14 protein-coding genes are annotated in these 15,044 nt (G+C 67.8%); 2 read left to right on the forward strand and 12 right to left on the reverse strand.

Translation table 11 applies throughout. From position 1 onward, the window contains the following. Positions 1-40: 40 nt before the first annotated feature. Positions 41-229, reverse strand: a complete 189-nt coding sequence (gene dmpI, locus RVX_RS11555) for a 4-oxalocrotonate tautomerase DmpI (protein WP_116305974.1) — start codon at positions 227-229, stop codon at positions 41-43. Between the two features lies 1 nt (position 230). Continuing rightward, positions 231-740 (reverse strand): nitroreductase family protein, encoded by a 510-nt coding sequence (locus RVX_RS11560; protein WP_116305975.1) that lies wholly within the window; start codon positions 738-740, stop codon positions 231-233. A gap of 220 nt (positions 741-960) precedes the next feature. Here RVX_RS11560 and RVX_RS11565 point away from each other — a divergent pair, with 220 nt between their 5' ends. Then, positions 961-1,401: a winged helix-turn-helix transcriptional regulator gene (locus RVX_RS11565; protein ID WP_116305976.1), complete on the forward strand. Its 441-nt coding sequence runs from the start codon at positions 961-963 to the stop codon at positions 1,399-1,401. A 91-nt stretch (positions 1,402-1,492) separates the two neighbouring features. Here the strand turns inward: RVX_RS11565 and RVX_RS11570 are convergent, their stop codons facing one another. From RVX_RS11570 to RVX_RS11615, 10 genes are all read right to left on the reverse strand, one after another. Beyond that, on the reverse strand, positions 1,493-2,473 hold the full coding sequence (locus RVX_RS11570; RefSeq protein WP_172596564.1) for a DMT family transporter: 981 nt from the start codon (positions 2,471-2,473) through the stop codon (positions 1,493-1,495). Between the two features lie 245 nt (positions 2,474-2,718). Beyond that, positions 2,719-3,627 carry a glycerophosphodiester phosphodiesterase gene (locus tag RVX_RS11575; RefSeq protein WP_116305978.1) on the reverse strand — a complete coding sequence of 303 codons (909 nt, stop codon included), beginning with the start codon at positions 3,625-3,627 and terminating at the stop codon, positions 2,719-2,721. Between the two features lie 199 nt (positions 3,628-3,826). Next, complete coding sequence (locus RVX_RS11580) at positions 3,827-4,687, reverse strand: ABC transporter permease (protein ID WP_116305979.1); 861 nt, start codon at positions 4,685-4,687, stop codon at positions 3,827-3,829. Beyond that, on the reverse strand, positions 4,684-5,565 hold the full coding sequence (locus RVX_RS11585) for an ABC transporter permease (protein ID WP_116305980.1): 882 nt from the start codon (positions 5,563-5,565) through the stop codon (positions 4,684-4,686). The genes RVX_RS11580 and RVX_RS11585 overlap by 4 nt, the downstream gene beginning before the upstream one ends. Then, on the reverse strand, positions 5,562-6,746 hold the full coding sequence (locus tag RVX_RS11590) for an ABC transporter ATP-binding protein (RefSeq protein WP_230404584.1): 1,185 nt from the start codon (positions 6,744-6,746) through the stop codon (positions 5,562-5,564). Before RVX_RS11590 ends, RVX_RS11585 begins: the two co-directional genes overlap by 4 nt. Before the next feature lie 281 nt (positions 6,747-7,027). Beyond that, entirely contained in the window at positions 7,028-8,098 is a 1,071-nt protein-coding gene (locus RVX_RS11595) for an extracellular solute-binding protein (RefSeq protein ID WP_116305981.1), read from the reverse strand. A 149-nt stretch (positions 8,099-8,247) separates the two neighbouring features. After that, on the reverse strand, positions 8,248-9,162 hold the full coding sequence (gene rarD / locus RVX_RS11600; protein WP_116305982.1) for an EamA family transporter RarD: 915 nt from the start codon (positions 9,160-9,162) through the stop codon (positions 8,248-8,250). Between the two features lie 174 nt (positions 9,163-9,336). Further along, positions 9,337-9,891 (reverse strand): hypothetical protein, encoded by a 555-nt coding sequence (locus RVX_RS11605; protein WP_007527298.1) that lies wholly within the window; start codon positions 9,889-9,891, stop codon positions 9,337-9,339. 175 nt (positions 9,892-10,066) lie between these two features. Next, positions 10,067-10,525, reverse strand: coding sequence for a glycine zipper 2TM domain-containing protein (locus tag RVX_RS11610; RefSeq protein ID WP_007527296.1), 459 nt, complete (start codon positions 10,523-10,525; stop codon positions 10,067-10,069). Between the two features lie 265 nt (positions 10,526-10,790). After that, positions 10,791-11,057, reverse strand: coding sequence for an RNA recognition motif domain-containing protein (locus tag RVX_RS11615; protein ID WP_007527294.1), 267 nt, complete (start codon positions 11,055-11,057; stop codon positions 10,791-10,793). A 302-nt stretch (positions 11,058-11,359) separates the two neighbouring features. Between RVX_RS11615 and RVX_RS11620 the strand changes: the two genes are divergently transcribed. Continuing rightward, positions 11,360-14,929: an EAL domain-containing protein gene (locus RVX_RS11620; RefSeq protein ID WP_116305983.1), complete on the forward strand. Its 3,570-nt coding sequence runs from the start codon at positions 11,360-11,362 to the stop codon at positions 14,927-14,929. Positions 14,930-15,044 lie beyond the last annotated feature (115 nt).

Below are 15,044 nucleotides of genomic sequence, written 5' to 3' on the forward strand. Positions count from 1 at the left end.
AGAACTTTGTGGAGCAGGGGCGGCGGGTTGCCGCCCCCCGTCATTTCTTGCGGTCGGACAGCAGCACCCCGGCCACTCCGATGTCCTCGGGCTGGCGGCAGTCGATGAGCACGGTGATGGTCTCGGGGGGCAGCTTCATGACGCGCGCCGCCGCGGCGGTGAGTTCGCGCACCAGTTCACGCTTGTCGTCCGTTGCCATGTGGTTGGCCACAACGCTGATGATGGGCATGCTACCACCCGTTCCAGTGGACTTTGGCTTCGTCGTAGCGGTCCTGCGGGGCCAGTTCCTGCGCCGGATGGCCGATGACGATGAAGCCCAGCGGCACCACGCTGTCCGGCAGACCGAGCAGACGGCGGAAGCCGTCCTCGCGGTCCTTCATGGGGTGCACGCCGGTCCACACCGCGCCCAGCCCCTTGCCGTGCACGGCCAGCAAGATGTTCTGCACGGCGGCGGAGCAGTCCTGCACCCAGTAGCCGGGGTATTTTTCCGCCGTCAGGTCGGCGCACACCAGAATGCCCAACGGGGCCTTTGCGGCCATGGCGGCATACTGGCTGAACGCGGGGATGGCCTCGAGCAGCGCGCGGTCGTCCACGACCACGAAGCGCCACGGCTGGGCATTGCCCGCGCTGGGCGCGGCCATGGCGGCGGCCAGGATGGCGCGCACGTCGGACGCGGCAACGGGGGCCTCGGTATACTTGCGGATGGAGCGACGCCCGTGGATGGCGGAAAAGACGTCCATGAAAACCTCCTGCGCCTGATGCGGCATGGTTGGTGGCGGATCGGGCCGCCCTTGCCCGGCAGTCCGGATGGTTTGGGGGATCGGGCGACCTGTGGTGTCAAAATACCTACTTGGGCATTTTCATCAAGTACGCACCATTTTGTGGCATAGTATCCTACTGCATACCATAGGGCCTTGAAAGATACCGCGCATGGTACTATGTTTCGGGCGGAGGTACCAGATGGTCACGGCATGCACCCTCAAGCACTGCGCGGGCAAGGAATATTACTGCTCGCTGGAGCTGACCCTGCAGGTCATCGGCGGCAAGTGGAAGCCCATCATTCTGTGGCGGCTGGGGCAGGATGGCACGCTGCGCTTCAGCGAGCTGCGGCGCATCATGCCCAACATCACCCAGAAGATGCTCACCCAACAGCTGCGCGAACTGGAATCGGACGGCGTGCTGCACCGCGAGGTATACCCCCAGGTGCCGCCACGCGTGGAATATTCGCTGACCGAGCTTGGCCGCAGCGTGCTGCCGGTGCTGTCCGAGATGTGCAAGTGGGGCCACGCCTTCGAGGCGCGGCACGGCACCTCGGACACCGGGCTCACCACCCGCGCCGCAGCGCCGGCCAACGGCGGCGGCCCCGGCGACGATATGGACATGGCCGTGGGCGAGGTGTAGCCCGCCAGCCGCCGGATTCAGCCCCCCAGAAAAACGAACGCGCCCGGTCAGACGACCGGGCGCGCTTTCATGTACGAATGGACTTTCGGACTCACCAAACATCGCGCAGGCACAGCAGGGCCGTCCCCACGAAGGCGATGCCCGCCCCGGCAATGGCGCGGGGCGTGGGCCAACGCCGCTCCACCATGGCGGCCACGGGAATGATGAAGATGGGCTCCAGCCCGATGAGCGTGGCGGCAATGCCGGTCTTGGTCGCGCCAATGGCCACCAGCGACAGCCACACCCCCACCACCGGCCCGATGAGCGAGGCCGCCAGCAGCAGGCGGAAGTTGCGGCGGTCCTGCTCGTCGCCGCGCACCACTGACAGAGCCGGGCGCAACCGGCCGGTCAGCATGGCCGTGGGCCAGAACACGCCCATGGCCACCACCATACGCAGCAGGGCCGCGAACAGCGGGTCCACGCCTTCCGCCAGCCCCTGCTTGGACAGCACCATGCCGCTGGAAAGCGCCAGCGCCGAGGCCAGGGCCAGTCCCACCCCGCGCATGCGCACCGCACGCGACGGGGGCACCGCGCCCTGCGGCACCGTGCCGCCGTCGCCCACCACCCAGGCCACCCCGGCCGTGGCGATGAGAATGCCCGCCATGCCCATGGGGCCGATGGTCTCGCCCAGAAACAGATAGCCGAGCACGGCGGTGATCACCGTGGACAGCGACTGCACCAGCAGGGCCACCCGCGCGCCCACCAGCACCACGCCGGAATAGAACAGCAGGTCGCACAGGGCCACGCCGAACACCCCGGAAAGGGCCAACGCGGCCAGGGCCAGGGGACTGGGGCCGCCTGCCCCGCCCGCCCCGGTTGGGGCGGGCGGGCCGGAGGTCATCACCCCGCCGCCGAAGAACAGCACGGACGCCCCCCACCATGCGCCGAACATGACGATGCAGATGGGCAGACGCAGCAGGATCAGGGTGTGGGCGCCAAGACGCCGGGAGAGGATGGCGTGAATCTGGCACGAAACCGCCCAGAGGGCGGCGGTGGACAGGGCGGCGATTTCGCCGGTCCCGAAGGCGGGCATGCGGGTCCTCCGCTGTGCGGACGGGTGGAACGTGACGGGGGCGGCGCGGCGTTGTCCGGGCAGCGCCCGGCATTCGGCAACGCGGCGGGCGGCGCGCTGCGCCTGCGGCGGCGGGCTGCCCGAGCGCACGCTCTCACGGAGAGCAGCGCGACGCCCACGCCCTACGCCCTGCGGCGTGCCGGGTCAACCGTGCGGCGCGGCACGGCGACCGACGGGAGAGGCGAGGCCATGCCGAGGGGCCGGAATCAGGCCAGCCCCTTCTCGCGCAGGATGCCCCAGCACAGCAGCGGAAAGTCGGTGATCAGCCCGGACACGCCCCAATCGATGAAGCGGCGCATGTCCGCCTCTTCGTTCACGGTCCAGACGTTGACGGCAACGCCCATGGCCCGCAGGGCCTCCACGTCCGCTTCGGTGACGATGTCGTCGCCGGGGTGGTAGGCCACCACGCCAAGGTCGCGGCACAGGGCCACCGGGTCGGCCGGACGCACGTCCTCCACCAGCGCGGCAAGGGCCAGCGCGGGCTGCATGGCCGCAGCGTGACGCAGGTAGTCGTGCCGGAACGAGGACAGGATCACCTTCTCCATCAGGCCGTGCGCGCGGATGCATTCCAGCACGGCGCTAACCACCGCCGCGTCGCCCGGATAGGGTGGACAGCCGGGGCTGCCGTCCGCGTTGACGGTCATGTCCTTGATCTCCACGTTGACGCGCCAGCCGTGGTCCGCCGTGAAGGCCAGGGCCTCGTCCAGCGTGGGAATGCGCAAGCCGGGGAACAGGGCCAGGTCGTCGGCGGTCATGCCGCCCGACGCCACCTGCCCGAACGGGTCGGCGGCCTCGTACCAGCCGCCCGCGTCCAGCCCGCGCACCTCGTCCAGGGTGAAGTCGCACACCCGCCACGGAGCGCGGCCCGCGTATTCCGGGCGGGAGGCCACGTCGGTGGTGCGCTCAAGGGTGTCGTCGTGCACCACCACCAGATGCCCGTCGGCGGTGAGCTGCACGTCCAGTTCCCACAGGTCCGCGCCCTCCTCCAGCCCGCGCTGGGCGGCGAGGATGGTGTTCTCGGGCGCGACGGAGCGCGCGCCGCGATGGGCGATGCACAGCACCCGCCCCTGATGCGGGGCGAAATATCCTTCACGATGCGTGGTTGCGCCGGACATGCTGACCTCCTGAAAATTCAAACAGAAGCACGATTTCATACCTGAACTACGTACCCCAAATGAAAAGTTTGGGGGGGAGGGGGCCGGGGAGGGAGACCCTTTTACGCGCTGCGGTCGCCATCCGTAAGGTTCGCACTACGTGCTCACCTAACGGCTGACGCAAAGGGTCCCTTCCCCGGTTGCTCTTCAATAAATCTCGCTATGTTGCTTCGCTTTTTCGTCCGACATACAGATTCACGCACGCCACCAGCGAGGTGCCCACGATGAGCAGGAACGAAATGGCATTGATGACCGGGGTGGAGCCGTCGCGCACCTGCAAATACAGGTTGATGGGCAGGGTGGGTTCCGAACCCACCAGGAACAGCGTGGTGTTGAAGTTCTCGAACGACATCAGGAAGGCCACCGCGCCCGCGCCGATGATGGCCGTGCGCAAGAACGGCAGGGTGATGTAGCGGATCACCTCAAGCCGCGTGGCCCCAAGGTTCAGCGCGGCTTCCTCCAGGGTGCGGTCGAACTTCTTGAGCCGCGCGGACACCACCAGGGTCACGAAGGTGGTGATGAACGAGAACTGCCCCAGCACCACCAGCCAGAAGCCGGGCCGCAGGATGCCCACGTCGATGCCCAGCACGTCCTCCATGAACGTGCCCGCAGTGGTGGCCGCGATGAGGATGGAAATGCCCAGGATGACGCCGGGCACCACCAGCGGGGCCAGCATCAGGAAGTACAGCGGCCCCTTCAGCGGAAACTCCTCCTGCTCGAACAGGAAGGCCGCGCAGGTGCCCACCAGCGTGGCCAGCGCGGACACCAGGATGGCGGTCTGGGCGCTGGTGAGGATGGACGACAGGTTGCCCCGGTCGTGAAAGATGCCGGTGCGCGCGGGCAGGTCGGCCAGAAACCAGTCCAGCGTGAAGCCTTTCCACGGCAGCGAGGGAAACTGCGAATCGTTGAAGGCCAGCACGCAGGTGACCGCCAGCGGCGCGAACAGAAAGACGAAATACAGCGCCACGTACAGGCCGTAGCCCATGGTGTAGCCGCGCGAGCGCGGCAGCGAACGGATCATTGCACCACCCTGCTCAGTTTCTGGCCGGTCAGCTTCAGCCCCAGCCAGATGATGCACGACGACAGCGCCAGCAGCAGAAAGCCGAAGGCCGCGCCCTGGTTCCAGTTGAAGCTGGCGATGAACTGGTTGTAGATCTGCTCGGTGAACCACAGCGAGTTCTTGCCGCCCATCAGGTTGGGCGTCAGGTAGTTGCCGAGGGTGAGCATGAACACCACGATGCCCCCGGACACGATGCCCGGCATGCAGTGCGGCACCACGATGGTGCGCATGATGGTCCAGGGCCCGGCCCCAAGGTCGTAGGCGGCCTCGATGAGGCTGTCGTCCAGACTTTCCAGCACGGAGACCAGCGGCACCACCATGAACAGCATGGAGGTATACACAAGGCCCATGATCATGGTGGCGTCGTTGTACAGCAACTCAACGGGCCTGGCGGTCATGCCCAGAGCCGTCAGCCAGTGATTCAGCACGCCGCTTTCGCGCAGCAGGATCATCCAGCCGTACACCCGCACCAGCTCGCTCACCCAGAACGGCAGCAGCAGCATGGTCAGCAGAAAGCGCGAGGTGTTCCGCGCCACCACCTTGGTCACGTAGAAGGCCACGGGCAAGGAAACCAGGAAGGTCAGCAGGGTGACCAGCACCGAATACCCGGCCGTGCGCACGAAGGTGAGCCAGTAGATGGGTTCCGCGAAGAACTGGTGGTAGTTTTCGAGGCTCCAGCCCTCGTCGCCGAAGGACGGGTCCATGCGGAAGGACATGATCAGCAGGTCGATGTGCGGCAGCACGATGAGCAGCCCCAGCCACAGCACCACCGGGGTCAGGAACAGCGCCAGGGTCAGGCGCAGCCCCGGCCCGGCCTTGGAAGCCGCCACGGCGCTCATCGTCCGCTCCCGGCTGCGAAGCAGATGCCCGCCCGGTCGTCCCAGCCCACGGTGATGCGGTCGCCGGGCTTGATGTGGTCGTACAGGCGGTTCTGTGGCAATGCCACCATGACCTCGCGGCGCGAACCTTCCGGGTGGGTCAGCAGGCGGCTGGCCGCGCCGTCGAACAGGATGGCCTGCACCTGCACCGACGCCCTGTTCCCAACGTCGGCGCAGGCCCCGCGCGGCGGCAAGGGTGCGTCACCGGCATCGTCTGGCGCATCGCCAGGCCCGTCACCCGCCACGCACACCGCGCCGTCCGGGTCGATGAGCACGGCCTCTGGCCGGATGAACATGTCCACCCGAGCGCCCTTGGCAAGCCCGGCGGCCACGCGGGCGCGGAACACCGCGCCTTCGTCGGTGCGCACCACGCCCGCATCGCCCGCCACATCTTCCAGCGTGCCCGTCCAGACATTGGTCTCGCCCACGAAACCGGCCACGAAGGCCGATGCCGGGCGGCGGTACAGGTTGCGCGGGGTGTCCACCTGCTCGAAGCGCCCGGCGTTCATGACCGCCACGTGGTCGGACATGACCAGCGCCTCGGACTGGTCGTGGGTGATGTACACGAAGGTGGTGCCCACCTCGGCCTGCAACGTCTTCAGCTCCACCTTCATCTGCTCGCGCAGCTTCAGGTCCAGCGCGCCCAGCGGCTCGTCCAGCAGCAGTACGGCGGGCTCAAGCACCAGACAACGGGCGATGGCCACGCGCTGGCGCTGCCCGCCGGAAAGCTGGGCGGGCATCTTGGCCCCGTAGCCGGGCAGCCCCACGCGCTCCAGCACGTCCTGCACCTTGCGGGCGATGTCGCCCCCGGCCATGCCCCGGCGCTTGAGGCCGAAGGCGATGTTCTCGGCCACCGACATCATGGGAAACAGCGCAAGATGCTGGAATATCAGGTTCACGGGGCGGCGATTGGGGGCAATGCCCGCCATGTCGCGCCCGCGAATGGCGATGACGCCGGAATCGGGCGACTCGAACCCCGCGATCATGCGCAAGAGGGTGGTCTTGCCGCAGCCGGAGGGGCCGAGAATGGAAAAAAACCTGCCCTGCTCCACCTCGAACGACACCTCGTCGACCGCCGTGAACTTCTCGAAGCGCTTGACGATGTTGCCGACGGAAAGATCTGGAAAGATATCTGGGGGCATCTGGTCGTATACTCCCGCCGCGCCGGGCCGCACGCCCGCCCTCCATCGGCCGCTTCGACAGCCGTCTGCCGGGACCGTGTGGGACGAGGAACGTCGGCCGCCCTGCGCGGCGCGTCTGGCAGGCCCCCTCTGCCGGGGCCGTCCGGTATCCGTTGCGGTTTCCCCCTCGTGCCACGCGGGGGCGAAACCGCCGGGCCCTGCATGCCCGGCTCCATCGCGAAAGAACGGAAACGGGGCGCCGCCCTGCCCTTTTGCGGCAGCAACGGCGCCCCGGCGTCCTGCTACTGGGCGGCCTTCACCCGGTCCAGCGCCTTGCCTTCCATGGCTTCGAGCTTGGCGGGCACGGGGGGGTACCACTTGATGTTGTCGATGACCTGCTGCGGGTAGCAGCGTTCGAAGTCGGCGCGGAACGAGGGCTTCAGGCGTTCGCCCACGCCCACGGCGGCGGTGGGGGTGTCTTCGGCATTGGTGAACACGGCCGCGTTCTCGGGCCGCATCATGAAGTTGATCCACTTGTACGCGGCGTCCACGTTGTCGGCCTTGGCGGGAATGGCGAAGGTGTCGATCCAGCCCAGCGCGCCGGTGGTGGGGGCCACGAAGTCGATGTCCGGGTTTTCGGCGTGCAGCTTGAAGCCGCCGTTGTCCCAGGCCTGGGCGATGTGCACCTCGCCCGAACGCATGGATTCCAGCAGCGCGTCGCCGTTGGTCCAGTAGTTCTTCACCACGCCCTTGGCGGCGATGAGCTTGCCTTCCACCTGGTCCAGCATCTTCTGGTAGGCGGCTTCATCGGCGTACAGGGCAAAGGGGTCGATGCCCATGCCGAAGGCCTGGGCGATGAGGGTGGGGCGCTTCAGGCGGTAGCTGGCGCGCCCGGCGTACTTGGAATCGAGCAGGTCGGCGAAGCTCTTGGCCTCGGGCGCGAACTTGCGGTTCACGATCAGGCCGTCGGTGCCCCAGCAGAACGGCACGGCGTACGACTTGCCCTTGACCAGGGTGTTCTTTTTCACCGCGTCGAGCATGGAGGGAATGAACCGGGGGGCCTCGATGCGGCCGAAGTCGATGGCCTGGTACAGGCCGAAGCTTTCCTGCACCGAAGAGATGCGGTCCTGGCTCGGCTGGGCAAGGTCGAAGCCGCCGCCGCGCGTGGCGCGCAGCTTGGCGATCATTTCCTCGTTGTTCGAATAGGTCACCTGCACCTTGTAGCCGGTCTCCTTCTCGAACTTCTCCACCAGTTCCGCCGGGGCGTAGCCCTTCCAGGTCAGCAGGCGGAACTCCTTGGGCGCGGCCTGGCCCAGGCAGGGCAGCAGCAGCACCGTGATCATCGACAGCACCGACAACAGCTTCTTCGTCATTTGCAGCCTCCGAGAATGATGGGTTTCCCGCCCGCGCGCCAGTCCCGCCGCCACGCGCCGGGCGTGGCCCCGTAATGACAGCGCCATGTTACGCATGCGTCACGGTCGCGCGACCACACATCGCAAGCTACTCCAAAACGCTGCCGCTGTCACCGAACAGCGTGGCGGTGCGCGCTCCGTGCCGCGCGAAGGCCTTCGGCCGTGTACAGGGCCAGGGCCGTCCAGATGCACCCGAAGGTCAGCATGTGGGCCGGGGTTACCTGTTCGCGAAACACGAAGGCCCCCAGCAGAAAGGCGATGCTTGGCGCGATGTACTGCATGATCCCCAACGTGGTCAGGCGCAGCCGCCGCGCCGCGAAGGCGAAGCACACCAAGGGGGTGGAGGTGGCGATGCCCGCGCCCACCAGCAACAGATCGGTAAGCCGGTCCTGATGCCCCAGCGCGCCGCCCCCCTGCCAGGCCAGCCAGCCCAGGTACCCGACGGCCACGGGGGCCAGCAGCAGCGTTTCCAGGAACAGGCCGGGGATGGATTCCACCTTCACCAGCTTGCGCAACAGGCCGTAGAACGAAAAGGACACGGCCAGCACCAGGGCCACCCACGGCAGCCTGCCGTAGGAGACCAGCATGGACAGCACCCCCGTGGCCGCGATGGCGATGGCCACGAGCTGCACCCGGCTTGGCCGCTCGCCCAGCACCAGCGCGCCCAGCAGGGCGTTGACCAGCGGGGTCATGTAGTAGCCGAGGCTGGTTTCCAGCACCATGTTCGAGTTCACGGCCCAGATGTACAAAAACCAGTTGCCCCCGATGAGCAGGCTGCTGCCGATGATGGTCAGCAGACTGCGGCGCGAGGCCACGGCGGCGCGCACTTCCGCCAGGCGGCGCCCCAGCAGCACCAGCGGCAGCAGGACCACCACCGACCAGGCGATGCGGTGGCACAGGATTTCAAAGGGGGGCACCTGCTGCACGAGCTTCCAGTACAGGGGCAAGAGGCCCCACAGCCCGAACGCGCCAAGGGCCCCCCAAAGGCCCGCGCGCGTCGTGCGTTGCTCCGGTTGCGGCGACATGACGGCTCCGTGTGCATGTGGCGGCGGGGTGCGAGCCCGCCCCGATGAGGTGGAAACGACAGGCCGGGCGGCGCGGATGTTCCCCGTCGCCCGGAGGCACGGCGAGGTCGGCGGACGCCCAAAAAACGAAGGGGGCCGTCGCCGACGGCCCCCCTGAACTACGCTGGGTCGTTGTTACCGGCTGAAGGATCTGGCGAACAGGGCCTCGATGGCGGCCTTGCCGGTGTCCTCGAGAAAACGGGTGCCGGTGGCGGTGAAATGGCGATGGGTGATGCGGGGCGCGGCTTCGGGCAGCCAGGCGTCCTGTTCCCAACGGAACCAGCCGTTCTTGGCCTGGTCGAACACGAACAGGGGCTTGTTGCAGATCTTGGCGAATTCCGCGCCCCAGCCGGTGCCGCCCTTGACCGTGGAATCGTCCATCACTTCGCCCACCACGAACACCTCGTGGCCGCTGCTGACCTGCCAGCAGATGGATTGCAGCACCTTACGGAACAGGGGGGCGCGGGTGTACTGGCGGTTCATCAGCCGCGAAACGTAGGTCAGGCTCACGTCCTTGAGGGCCAGTTCCTCGCTGGTCAGCACGCGCACGCCGCGCATGCGTTCCACCTGATGGCCCTCGAAGCTGTAGTTGACCTCCTGCAGGCCATACGCTTCCGCCGTGACGCCGAAGCAGGCTTCGGTCCCGGCGGCGCCGCCGCTGTACAGGATGCATTCCCTGGGATCAAGCATCGGTATCCTCCGTCGCGTTCGTGGAAGGCCGGCCCGCCGCCGGCGCGGTGTGGTGGCGTCGTGCGACGTGCACGGCGGGCACCATCCCGACGGACACGTCATGAATAAGGAAGACCCGCCCCGGAAGGCCGGGACGGGTCCAGTATACGCATTTGTCTTCCGGTGTACAGCGGGGCTAATGACGGACGCGGGCGGAACCGTCGCTGCCGGTCAGGATGCGCACCTTGTCGCCCACCATGAAGGTTTCGTCCGGCTCCTGCACCACCGACATCATCTGGCCGTTATCGAGCCTGACGGTGATTTCGATGGCCTTCTTGGTGGCCATGGCCTTTTCGCCAGCGTACCCGGCCGCGCCACCGGCAACCGCGCCGCCCACAGTGGCCAGGGTGCGGCCCTTGCCGCCGCCGATCATGTTGCCGAGCACGCCGCCCACCACCGCGCCGCCAAGCGCGCCGAGGCCAGTGGCGTTGTCCTCGATCACGGCGTCGTTGATCTGTTCCACGGTGCCGTACTGCACGGTGTGCGACATGCGGGTCTGCCCGCCCTTGTAGGTGCCGCCGCCATAGGTCTGGGCGCAGCCGGAAAGGGCAAGCCCGACGATCAGCAGGGCCACGAGGGCCTTGAGTTGACGCATCTCGTTCTCCTTGTCTTGAGACGGAATCGTTTCCCGCGCCGCCGGGAATGACGGCGCGACTTCCTATTCAAATATACAGCCTGCGGGCGGGGGATGCAACATGGCGCGTTTCGGCCGCGTTCGCGCGGCCCGCCGGGCAATGCGGAACGCCGCCCCGAAACGTGGGCTTCGGGACGGCGGCGTCATGCGGAATTGGCTGAATTGGCAGCGCTTGCAGAATTTGGCCTGCAATCGCCCGTGGGCGGAACAGCGCCCCGCGGCAAGGCTAGTAGCGCGGGGGCCGGGGAGCCTTGGGCTGCGCCTCGTTGACGCGCAGGTTGCGCCCGCCGAACGGGGTGTTGTCCAGAGCTTCGATGGCGGCCGCCGCGGCGGCGTCATCCATCTCTACGAAGCCGAAGCCACGGGCGCGCCCGGTTTCGCGGTCGGTGACCAGCTTGACGGAAAGCACATTGCCGTAGGTGCCGAACAGGCTGCGCACTTCGTCCTCGGTGGCGGACCAAGGCAGATTGCCGACGTAGATAGACTTGGCCATGCAGAAAACCTCTCACTAAAAATGGAACACTCCCGCGCCGTTTCATCGGGACAGGACCGATGTCCTGCTGCGCGGCCCCAGTTTCTGCCCTTGCCCCATGCGGGGCCATCCGTCAACAGGAAACATCAAGGGTGGTGCCACCCTGCGTGCATGCGACGCAAAGGGCGCGCTTGCGCGCGGCCCGGCCGCCGGGCCAGGTCAATACTCCATGACATCAGGCACATGCTCCCAAAGGCCGCTTTTCAAACGGCACGGAATCCTCTATCCTTTTTTTATTCAACCCGTCTTCCCAAGGGCCTCAGATGACCACCCGCCGCAAGGCGTCATGGCCGCAGCAGGCTTCACCGCGCGCATTCTCGCGCGCGCCAGCCCCCTGCCCGCGCCGCCGCAACCATACCGCCCCGCCGGGCTCCACGCCCACCGTCCGCCATCAAACCGTCCAGCCCTGCCCGCGCCGCCGTCTGCGGGAGCAATTTCACCTGTCCCACCTGCCCCGCGCACTCCGACTGCTTCCCGCGCGCGCCCTGCCAGCCGTTGCCGCCGCATGCCTCGTTCTTGCCGCCAGCGCGGCACGCGCGGCCGAGGCCGGGACAACGCTGCCGACGGGCACGCCCGATGGGTTGCCTGGCGGGTTGCTCGGCGGGCTGCCGGGCGAATTCGTGGCCGCACTGCTGGCCGGACTGCTGCTAGGCCTTCTGGCGGGGTTGTACCTGCGGCGTAGCGGCCGTTCCGGCCCGGCCGACGCGGCCGGGCTCTCGCCCGCCGGGCAGGCCTCCGCCGCCCGAAGCGGGACCGACGACCTGGACCACGCCCGCGAGCAGTACCACGCCATATTCACCAGCGCGCCGGTGGGCATCTTCCGCGTAACGCCCGAAGGCCGCTACGAGAACGTCAACCCGGAATACGCGCGCATCTGGGGCTGCCCCACCACCGAAGAAATGCTGGAATGCGTCACCGACATTCCCCAGCAGATGTACGTCTACCCGGACGACCGCCGCCGTTTCGTGGGCGCGCTGCGGGCCAGCGGCCGGGTGGACCGCATGGAACTGCGGCTGAAACGCCGCGACGGTTCACAGTTCTGGGGCCTGGTCAGTGCGCGGCTGGTGCGCGGCCCGGCCACGGGCGCGAAAACCGGCGTGTCTGGCGAGTCGGGCGTAACCGGCGGTATCGGCGAAGACGAGGCGGAGTTCATCGACGGCTTCGTGCTGGACATCACCGAACAGAAGGTGATGCAGGACCAGCTTTCCGAGGCCTGGCGCAGGCTGCGCGACATCATCGACTTCCTGCCCGACGCGGCCCTGGTGCTGGACGCGAACCGCAGGGTCACCGCCTGGAACCGCGCCATGGAGGACATGACCGGCCGCAGCGCGGGCGACATGCTGGGGCGCGGCAACTTCGAGTACGCCCTGCCCTTCTACGGCGAGCGCATTCCCCTGCTGGGCGACCGCTTCTTCACCCCGGACCTGCCCCTGCCCAGCCATTACACCCAATTCGGCGAACAGGGCGACAAGCTGACGGCGGAAGCCTACGTGCCGTCGCTGTACCATGGCCGGGGCGCGTACGTGTGGACCGTGGCCTCGGCCCTGCGCGACGGCGAAGGCCGCCTTGCCGGGGTCATCCAGACCATCCGCGACATCACCGAACGCCGCAATCAGGTGCTGGAACTGGAAAAGAGCCGCCAGCGCTACGACATGGCCATTTCCGCCACCAACGACGGCATCTGGGAATGGGAACTGGCCACCAACACCCTGTACCATTCGCCGCGCTGCCTCGAGATCATGGGCCGCGCGCCCGACGAGATACTGTCGCCCATGGACGTCGCGGCCATCCTGCATCCGGAAGACAGGCTGCGCGTGCTGTCCGAGGTGCGCCGCATCACCGGCGAGGACGCCGAGCGCTTCGAGCACGAATTCCGCATGCGCCACACCGACGGCACGTGGCGTTGGGTTCTGGCACGCGGCGCGGCCCGGCGGGCCCCCGGCGGCCGCCTGGCCCGCGTGGCCGGGGCCCTGGCCGACATCACCGACCGCAAGCAGGGCGAGGCCATCGCGGGCATCCTGTTCCACATCGCCAACGCCATCAACGAAACGCGCGACCTGGACGAACTGTTCCTGTCCATCCATACCGCCCTGCGCCGCCACGTGCAGGCCCCCAACTTCTTCATCGCCCTGGTCAACGAACCGGAAGACCGGCTGGATTTCGCCTACTTCGCCGACGAGCGCGACGCCCGCTACAGCCCGGTGGAGCACATCTCCGACCCCGAAGTGCGCAGCCCCACCCTGGAGGTCATCCGCACCGGCAGGCAGTTGCACCTGCACGGCGGCGGCATGGAGGCGCGGCCGGTGTTCGGCTCTCGCCCGGCGGCCTGGCTGGGCACCCCGCTGCGTTCGCGCGGCAAGGTCATCGGGGCCATGGTGGTGCAGCACTACGAGGATTCGGAATTCTTCTCGGCCCGCGACGCGGAACTGATGGTGCCCGTGGCCGAACAGGTGGCCGTGGCCATAGAACGCAAGCAGGGCGAGGAAATGCTGACCCACCTCGCCCTGCACGACCCGCTCACCGGCCTGCCCAACCGCGCCCTGCTGCTGGACCGCATCGACCGGGCCATCCAGCGCCGCCGCCGCAACGACAGCTACCGCTTCGCCGTGCTGATGCTGGACCTGGATCGGTTCAAGTTCATCAACGACAGTCACGGCCACACCACGGGCGACAACCTGCTGGTGGAAGTGGCCCGGCGCATGCGCCCGGTGGTGCGCGCGGGCGACACCGTGGCTCGCCTTGGCGGCGACGAATTCGCCCTGCTGCTGGAAGACGTGGACTCGCCCCGGCGCATCGTGCAGATAACCCGCCGCCTGCTGGCCGCGCTGGAACGCCCGGTGCGCATGGGCGCCAAGGTGGTGCGCACGTCCGCCAGCATCGGCATGGTCCTGCGCACCCAGGGGTACGATACCGCCGACGCGCTGCTGCGCGACGCGGACATCGCCATGTACCAGGCGAAAGCCCAAGGCAAGGGGCGGTTCCGGGTGTTCAACCAGTCCATGCACCGCCAGACCATGGAACTGATGACCCTGGAAAGCGACCTTTCCCTGGCCCTGCGCCGCAAGCAGCTGTACCTGGAATACCAGCCGGTGTTCGCCGTGGACGGCCCGGCGCTGCTGGGCTTCGAGGCGCTGGTGCGCTGGCGGCACCCCACCGAGGGCGCGGTGCCCCCCGCCCGGTTCATCCCCATGGCCGAAGAGACGGGGCTCATCCTGCGCATCGGCCAGTGGGTGCTGGAACAGGCGGCGGCCACCCTGGCCCGCTGGCGGGTAGAACTACTCGGCGCGCGCGACCTGTACGTTTCGGTGAACCTTTCGGCGCGGCAGGCATCCCAGTCCAACCTCACCGGCCGGGTGGCCCGCGTGCTGTCCGACACGGGGCTGCCGCCGGAAGCCCTGAAGCTGGAGATTACCGAAACGGCCATCATGAAGGACCCGGACGGCGCGTTGCAGCGGCTGGAAGCCCTGCGCAGACTGGGGGTGGGCATCGGCATCGACGACTTCGGCACCGGCTATTCGTCCCTGGCCTACCTGCAACGCTTTCCGGTGGACACCCTGAAGGTGGACCGCTCGTTCGTCTCGTCCGTGGCCGGGGACGCGGAAAACCGCGAGATCGTGCGCACCGTGGTCACCCTGGGGCGCAGCCTTGGCCTGCACGTGGTGGCCGAGGGCGTGGAGACGGCGGAACAGTTCGCCATCGTGGCCGAGCTTGGCTGCCACGCGGTGCAGGGCTACCACTTCTCGCGCCCCGTTGACGAGGCGAGGGCGGCGGGGATCATCAAGGCCGGGGCTGCCCCAGCGCCCCTGGGCGCGGACGGAACGGCGGCATCCTGACACATGGCGGCATGCATCGGCCCGTTCACGGGGCATGAAAAAACCCGGACCTTGGTCCGGGTTTTTTCATGCCTGGCAATGGATGCGGTGGACGGGTGCGAGTGCCCGCCACGAA

This window comes from Nitratidesulfovibrio sp. HK-II (assembly GCF_003402415.2).
Lineage (GTDB): Bacteria > Desulfobacterota > Desulfovibrionia > Desulfovibrionales > Desulfovibrionaceae > Cupidesulfovibrio.

Excerpts from the sequence above, each read along its gene's own strand:
- RVX_RS11615 (WP_007527294.1), bottom strand. The coding sequence starts at position 11,057 with ATGGCCAAGTCTATCTACGTCGGCAATCTGCCTTGGTCCGCCACCGAG.
- rarD (WP_116305982.1), bottom strand. The coding sequence starts at position 9,162 with ATGTCGCCGCAACCGGAGCAACGCACGACGCGCGCGGGCCTTTGGGGG.
- RVX_RS11570 (WP_172596564.1), bottom strand. The coding sequence starts at position 2,473 with ATGCCCGCCTTCGGGACCGGCGAAATCGCCGCCCTGTCCACCGCCGCC.
- RVX_RS11610 (WP_007527296.1), bottom strand. The coding sequence starts at position 10,525 with ATGCGTCAACTCAAGGCCCTCGTGGCCCTGCTGATCGTCGGGCTTGCC.
- RVX_RS11620 (WP_116305983.1), top strand. The coding sequence starts at position 11,360 with ATGACCACCCGCCGCAAGGCGTCATGGCCGCAGCAGGCTTCACCGCGC.
- dmpI (WP_116305974.1), bottom strand. The coding sequence starts at position 229 with ATGCCCATCATCAGCGTTGTGGCCAACCACATGGCAACGGACGACAAG.
- RVX_RS11575 (WP_116305978.1), bottom strand. The coding sequence starts at position 3,627 with ATGTCCGGCGCAACCACGCATCGTGAAGGATATTTCGCCCCGCATCAG.
- RVX_RS11580 (WP_116305979.1), bottom strand. The coding sequence starts at position 4,687 with ATGATCCGTTCGCTGCCGCGCTCGCGCGGCTACACCATGGGCTACGGC.
- RVX_RS11585 (WP_116305980.1), bottom strand. The coding sequence starts at position 5,565 with ATGAGCGCCGTGGCGGCTTCCAAGGCCGGGCCGGGGCTGCGCCTGACC.
- RVX_RS11565 (WP_116305976.1), top strand. The coding sequence starts at position 961 with ATGGTCACGGCATGCACCCTCAAGCACTGCGCGGGCAAGGAATATTAC.
- RVX_RS11590 (WP_230404584.1), bottom strand. The coding sequence starts at position 6,746 with ATGCCCCCAGATATCTTTCCAGATCTTTCCGTCGGCAACATCGTCAAG.
- RVX_RS11605 (WP_007527298.1), bottom strand. The coding sequence starts at position 9,891 with ATGCTTGATCCCAGGGAATGCATCCTGTACAGCGGCGGCGCCGCCGGG.
- RVX_RS11560 (WP_116305975.1), bottom strand. The coding sequence starts at position 740 with ATGGACGTCTTTTCCGCCATCCACGGGCGTCGCTCCATCCGCAAGTAT.
- RVX_RS11595 (WP_116305981.1), bottom strand. The coding sequence starts at position 8,098 with ATGACGAAGAAGCTGTTGTCGGTGCTGTCGATGATCACGGTGCTGCTG.